Here is a 5,437-nt window from a genome sequence, read left to right as displayed (position 1 = left end):
CTGCCAATCCAACGCCGCCCGCAGCCGGAACCACGCCGCCGGCGGCTAACGTGGCAACGCCGCCCGCGGCCGGCGCCACGCCGCCTGCGGCAGCGACAACGCCGCCGCCCGCGAGCACGACACCGGCTGCGCCGGCACCGGCGACTGCCGAGGCGACCGTGCCGGTCGGGCAGAAGGCGATCTTCTATGAGGAGCGCACCAGCACGCAGCAGGGCACGGCCGAGCCAGGCAGCATCGTGTGGTCGCTTGTGCAGGAATCGCCCGGCGGCGACCTGCCGCCGGAACCGGCGATCCGCGCCGAGGCGACGATCCCGGGCAAGAATATCCAGCTGCGCATGACGATCCGGCGCAACACCGACCAGACGCTGCCCGCCAGCCACATCGTCGAGATGATCTTCCTGACGCCGGAAGGGTTCGACGGCGGCGGCGTCGACAACATCCTGCGCATTGCCATGAAGAGCTCCGAGCAGGACGCCGGCAGCCCGCTGATCGGCATCCCGGCCAAGATCGCCGACGGCTTCTTCCTCGTCGCGCTCAACGACACCAAGGCCGACGAGGACGCCAACCTGACGCTGCTGAGAGGCCAGGCCTGGATCGACGTGCCGGTGGTCTACAAGACCGGACGCCGCGCCCTGCTCACCATGGAAAAGGGCATCCCCGGCGAGAAGGTGTTTGACGAGGCGCTGAAGGCCTGGGCGGCGAAGACATCGGGGTAATGGCAGCGGCGGTCTTAAGCCGCCGCTTAGTGCGTTTCACCGTTTCACGGAAACGACGAAACGCCCTATCTCTTTGTTTTCTACGCAATTCCGGACGGAAACCGCTCACACTTTTCCGGGAATTGCTCTAGAAGCCCTGAAACAGCATGTCGAGAGCGGCGACGATCTCGTCGTGATGCCGCGTCAGGTTCAGCCTGCTTTCGCCGAGCTCGGTCGTTGAAACTGTGGCGATCAATTGGGTAGCCATCACCAGCTTGCGCCCGTTGATCTCGAAGATCGGATGAAGCTTGCGCATCGGGGACGGGGCTGTCGCGATCGGCAGAAGCGGGACAACGACCCGCGTCTTGAAATTGTCCAGCAGGTCGGATTGGACGTCGAGAAGGTAGACGCCTTCGGTGCCGTCAGCAGCGAAGACGTCATAGCGCGCCATCAGAACTGCCGATGTTCCTTGAGTGGAATGCCGTGCTTTTCGACATAGTCGTTCCACGCATCCATGGTGGCGCGGTTCTCAAGCTTCCAAAGCCGTGTTTTTTCGGCAGCGACCGCTTCGGCAATCCCGGCCTCAGCGGCGCGGGACACATTCACATTGAGACCTTTTGCTTCCTTCATGAGCCGGGAATCGATCGATAGATTTGCAGGCTGACGGACCGCATTTGCGGCTATCTTGCGCATGATGACCTCCGCAACATGCGTATATAGTATGCGCACCTCCCCTATTGTGGCAAGGTGCATCCGCCCCTTCACCCCTCCATCTCTTCGCGCAGCATCTCCAGTTCCAGCCACTCTTCCTCGAGTGCGGCAAGCGTCGTGCGCTCCTTGTCGAGCGCGGCGATAGTCTTCTGGAACGAGGCGGGGTCGCGCTCGTAGAAGGACGGGTCGGCGATGTTGTTCTCCAGCCGCGAGATCGAGGCCGTCACCGCTTCGATCTTCTTAGGCAGTGAATCCAGTGCGAATTTCTGCTTGAACGAGAGCTTTTTCGCGGGGCCTTTGGGCGCCGCCGGTTCTGCTTTCGGTCCAGCCTCGCTCGCCTCGGTCTTGGACCTTGCCTTGCGGTCTTCCAGCCTGGAGCCGCCGCGCTGCGCCAGCATGTCGGAATAGCCGCCGGCATATTCGATCCAGCGGCCGCCGCCGTCCGGCGCGATCACGCTGGTGACGGTGCGGTCGAGGAAGTCGCGGTCGTGGCTGACCAGGATCACGGTTCCGGCAAAGCCCGCGACAAGCTCCTGCAGCAGCTCCAGCGTCTCCATGTCGAGATCGTTGGTCGGTTCGTCGAGCACCAGAAGGTTCGCCGGCCGGGCCAGCACGCGGGCCAAAAGCAGCCGTGCGCGTTCGCCGCCGGAAAGCTCGCGCACCGGCGTGCGGGCCTGCTCAGGCTTGAACAGGAAATCCTTCATGTAGGAGACGACATGACGCTGCTCGCCATTGACGACAAGGTTCTCGCCGCGCCCATCGGTGAGGTAATGCGCCAGCGTCTCCTGCGGATCGACAGCCTCGCGCTTCTGATCGAGCGTCGCAATCTCGAGATTGACGCCGAGCCGCACGGTGCCGGCGTCCGGTGCCAGCTCGCCGGTCAGCATCTTCAACAATGTCGTCTTGCCGGCACCGTTCGGGCCGACCAGGCCGACGCGGTCGCCGCGCTGGATGCGGGTCGAGAACCCCTTGACCACGGTGAGATCGCCAAAGCTCTTGTCGATGTTCCTGGCCTCGATCACCAGCTTGCCGGATTCGGCGGCGTCGCTGGCCACCATCGTCGCGGTGCCCTCGGCGCCGCGATGACTGCGGAAGCGCTGGCGCATGGTTTGCAACTCGCCGAGGCGGCGCATGTTGCGCTTGCGCCTGGCGGTCACCCCGTAGCGCAGCCAATGTTCCTCGCGCACGATCTGGCGGCCGAGCTTGTGCTGGTCGCGCTCTTCCTCTTCCAACACCTGGTCGCGCCACTCCTCGAAATGGGCAAAGCCCTTGTCCAGCCGCCGCGTCTGGCCGCGGTCCAGCCAGACGGTGGCGCGCGTGACGCGCTCGAGGAAACGGCGGTCATGCGAGATCAGGATCACCGCGGAGGAGGTGCGGGCGAGCTCTTCTTCCAGCCATTCAATCACCGAAAGGTCGAGATGGTTGGTCGGCTCGTCGAGGAGCAGGATGTCGGGTTCCGGCGCCATGACGCGGGCAAGGGCGGCGCGGCGCGCCTCGCCGCCGGACAGGTCGTTCGGCCGCTCCTCGCCGGTCAGGCCAAGATGTTCCATCAGATAGGTGGCGCGATGCGGATCGTCGGCCGGGCCAAGGCCCGCCTCGACATAGGCGCGCACGTCGGCGAAGCCGTCCATGTCCGGCATCTGCGGCAGATAGCGGACCGTGGCCGAAGGCTGACGGAACACCTCGCCGTCCTGCGGCTCGATCATCCCGGCGGCGATCTTGAGCAGCGTCGACTTGCCCGAGCCGTTGCGTCCGACCAGCGCGATCTTCTCGCCGGCGGATGCGCTGAGCGCCGCGCCGTCGAGCAGCGGTGTGCCGCCGAAGGTCAGTTTAATGCCGTCGAGGTTGAGGAGTGGCGGCGCCATGTCAACTTTCTGGAAGAGGATAGGGGTGGGCCAGAAGCAGCGCCCGGCCGCGCTCCAGCGCGATGCCAAGCTGCCCTTTGACCTCGTTTGATATAGTGAGTGAGGAGCCGAACGCCACCTCGACGCGGTCGAGCGGCCATTTGGCGCCGGTGACCGTCAGGCCGGACAGGTCGGAAAAGCCGAGCACCGAAAACAAGGTGGCGTCGTCATAGTCGAAGCTGGCCTTGCCGCGCAGGATGGGAACGCCTTCCTGCGCGCCGCTCGTCAGCAGCACGGTCGTGCCAGCCTCGGCCAGCCGCATGGCCAGCGCCAGATGCAGGAAGGCGTGGTCGGCGCGCTTGCCGCCAAAGGCACCGGCCAACACGAGGCTGGTGGCGCCTCGCTGAAGCGCTTCCGCTATGGCGAGCTCGCCATCAGTCATGTCTTTCTCGGCCGGAAAGACTTTTCGCGGCACGGCGGCGAGATCATCCGGCAGGTTCGCCGGCACCGAGTCGAAATCGCCGACCCAAAGTTCGGGGACAAGCCCAAGCATGCGGGCATGGCCAATGCCGGCATCGGCGGCGATGACGCGCGAGCCTTCGATCTGGCGTTCGAGCCGGGGCGTGCGGATAAGCTCGCCGCCAAGCAGGATGGTGAATGTGCCCATGGCCGTCGCCCTTACCAGCCCGTCGGGCGAAACGGAAGCGGGATGCCGCGCGCTTCGGCTGCGAGCCTGCCGGCGAACATTAGCTGCCCGGCAAACTTCCGCTTGCGCGCTGCTTCGGCCGGGCCTATCTGTCGAAACGCTCTAACGGGGTGCCGGACGTGATCCGGCTGAGAGGCAATCAAGCCAACCCGCTGAACCTGATCCGGTTTGTACCGGCGGAGGGATTAGACGTTTCGGACGATCCGGCGCCTCAATTCCTTGTCACTCGAACGAAGGAGGCGCCGATATGCGCGCAATACTGTCCCATCTCATTCTCGCAACCGGCCTTGTTTCGCTTCTGGCGGGCGTCGCGCCTGCCGCTGCAAAGGACAAGCTCACCGTCTATACCTATGAAAGCTTTACGGCCGATTGGGGTCCCGGCCCGGCGGTGAAGAAGGAATTCGAGGCCGAATGCGGCTGCGATCTCGAATTCGTCTCGGTGGCCGACGGCGTTGCGCTCCTCAACCGCGTCAAGCTCGAAGGCGCCGGCACCAAGGCCGACATCGTGCTCGGCCTCGACACCAATCTCACCGCCGACGCCAAGGCGAGCGGACTGTTCGCGCCGCATGGCGAAGTCTCCGGCATCGACGTGCCTGGAGGCTGGAGCGACGACACTTTCGTGCCTTTCGACTACGGCTATTTCGCTGTCGTCTATGACACGCAGAAGCTTAAAGTCCCGCCGAAGAGCCTGAAGGAGCTGGTTGAGGGCGCCGGCACGGACAAGATCGTCATTCAGGATCCGCGCACCTCGACGCCCGGCCTCGGGCTGCTTTTGTGGGTGAAGTCGGTCTATGGCGACAAGGCGCCGGAGGCCTGGGCAAAGCTCAAGACCAAGGTCCTGACGGTGACGCCGGGCTGGAGCGAGGCCTATGGCCTGTTCACCAAGGGCGAGGCGCCGATGGTGCTGTCCTACACCACCTCGCCGGCCTACCACATGGTGGCCGAGAACACCGAGCGCTACCAGGCGGCCTCGTTCGAAGAAGGCGAGTACCTGCAGATCGAGGTTGCCGGCATCACCACGACGGGCGCGAAGAACCCGCTGGCGCAAAAGTTCATTGCCTTCATGACGGGACCGAAATTCCAGGATGTCATTCCGGAAACCAACTGGATGTTCCCGGCCGGCAAGACCGACAAGCCGCTCAACCCGGCCTTCGACAAACTGGTGAAGCCGACCAAGACCTTGCTGTTCAGCCCGCAGGAGGTCGCCGCCAACCGCAAGGCGTGGGTGGATGAGTGGCTGGCGGTGATGAGCAAGTAGGGCTGCGATGCTTGCGCCAAGGCCCCCCTCTCTGTCCTGCCGGACATCTCCCCCTCTAGGGGGGAGATTGGCTGTCACGCCGACCTTCGCCAATCTCCGACGTTGCAGGATCGAGCGCGGCGCCAAAGCTGCCAATCTCCCCCCTAGAGGGGGAGATGTCCGGCAGGACAGAGGGGGGCGCGAAGGAACGCGGCATGCGTTAACTCGAACCCTGTATGTGCAG

General features: G+C 64.6%; 5 protein-coding genes, 1 pseudogene and 1 riboswitch. Of the genes and pseudogenes, 2 read left to right on the top strand and 4 right to left on the bottom strand.

From position 1 onward, the window contains the following. Positions 1 to 716, top strand: a pseudogene (locus FJ980_RS29020) (hypothetical protein); the annotation flags it as partial. Positions 717 to 843: 127 nt separating this feature from the next. On the opposite strand, the gene FJ980_RS29015 reads toward FJ980_RS29020, so the two are convergent. The 4 genes from FJ980_RS29015 to FJ980_RS29000 all read right to left on the bottom strand — a co-directional run bounded on the left by FJ980_RS29015 (position 844) and on the right by FJ980_RS29000 (position 3,917). After that, positions 844 to 1,146, bottom strand: a complete 303-nt coding sequence (locus FJ980_RS29015) for a CcdB family protein (RefSeq protein WP_140547069.1) — start codon at positions 1,144 to 1,146, stop codon at positions 844 to 846. Continuing rightward, positions 1,146 to 1,388: a type II toxin-antitoxin system CcdA family antitoxin gene (locus tag FJ980_RS29010; protein ID WP_140547068.1), complete on the bottom strand. Its 243-nt coding sequence runs from the start codon at positions 1,386 to 1,388 to the stop codon at positions 1,146 to 1,148. Before FJ980_RS29010 ends, FJ980_RS29015 begins: the two co-directional genes overlap by 1 nt. Before the next feature lie 68 nt (positions 1,389 to 1,456). After that, the gene (locus tag FJ980_RS29005; protein ID WP_140547067.1) at positions 1,457 to 3,271 is read right to left on the bottom strand and encodes an ABC-F family ATP-binding cassette domain-containing protein; all 1,815 of its coding nucleotides are present in this window, start codon (positions 3,269 to 3,271) and stop codon (positions 1,457 to 1,459) included. Between the two features lies 1 nt (position 3,272). Beyond that, a complete protein-coding gene (locus FJ980_RS29000; protein ID WP_140547066.1) occupies positions 3,273 to 3,917 on the bottom strand; it encodes a thiamine diphosphokinase in 645 nt (214 codons plus the stop codon). 135 nt (positions 3,918 to 4,052) lie between these two features. After that, positions 4,053 to 4,158, top strand: a riboswitch (TPP riboswitch). A 45-nt stretch (positions 4,159 to 4,203) separates the two neighbouring features. Between FJ980_RS29000 and thiB the strand changes: the two genes are divergently transcribed. After that, positions 4,204 to 5,214, top strand: coding sequence for a thiamine ABC transporter substrate binding subunit (thiB, locus tag FJ980_RS28995; RefSeq protein WP_140547065.1), 1,011 nt, complete (start codon positions 4,204 to 4,206; stop codon positions 5,212 to 5,214). The last annotated feature ends 223 nt before the right edge of the window (positions 5,215 to 5,437 follow it).

Origin of the sequence: Mesorhizobium sp. B1-1-5 (assembly GCF_006443065.1) — a bacterium.
Taxonomy (GTDB): Bacteria; Pseudomonadota; Alphaproteobacteria; order Rhizobiales; family Rhizobiaceae; genus Mesorhizobium.
This window is presented reverse-complemented; position numbering and strand designations above follow the sequence as displayed.

What these genes read in the sequence shown, in the direction of transcription:
- FJ980_RS29015 (WP_140547069.1), bottom strand. Translation starts at nt 1,146, where the DNA reads ATGGCGCGCTATGACGTCTTCGCTGCTGACGGCACCGAAGGCGTCTAC.
- FJ980_RS29010 (WP_140547068.1), bottom strand. Translation starts at nt 1,388, where the DNA reads ATGCGCAAGATAGCCGCAAATGCGGTCCGTCAGCCTGCAAATCTATCG.
- thiB (WP_140547065.1), top strand. Translation starts at nt 4,204, where the DNA reads ATGCGCGCAATACTGTCCCATCTCATTCTCGCAACCGGCCTTGTTTCG.
- FJ980_RS29000 (WP_140547066.1), bottom strand. Translation starts at nt 3,917, where the DNA reads ATGGGCACATTCACCATCCTGCTTGGCGGCGAGCTTATCCGCACGCCC.
- FJ980_RS29005 (WP_140547067.1), bottom strand. Translation starts at nt 3,271, where the DNA reads ATGGCGCCGCCACTCCTCAACCTCGACGGCATTAAACTGACCTTCGGC.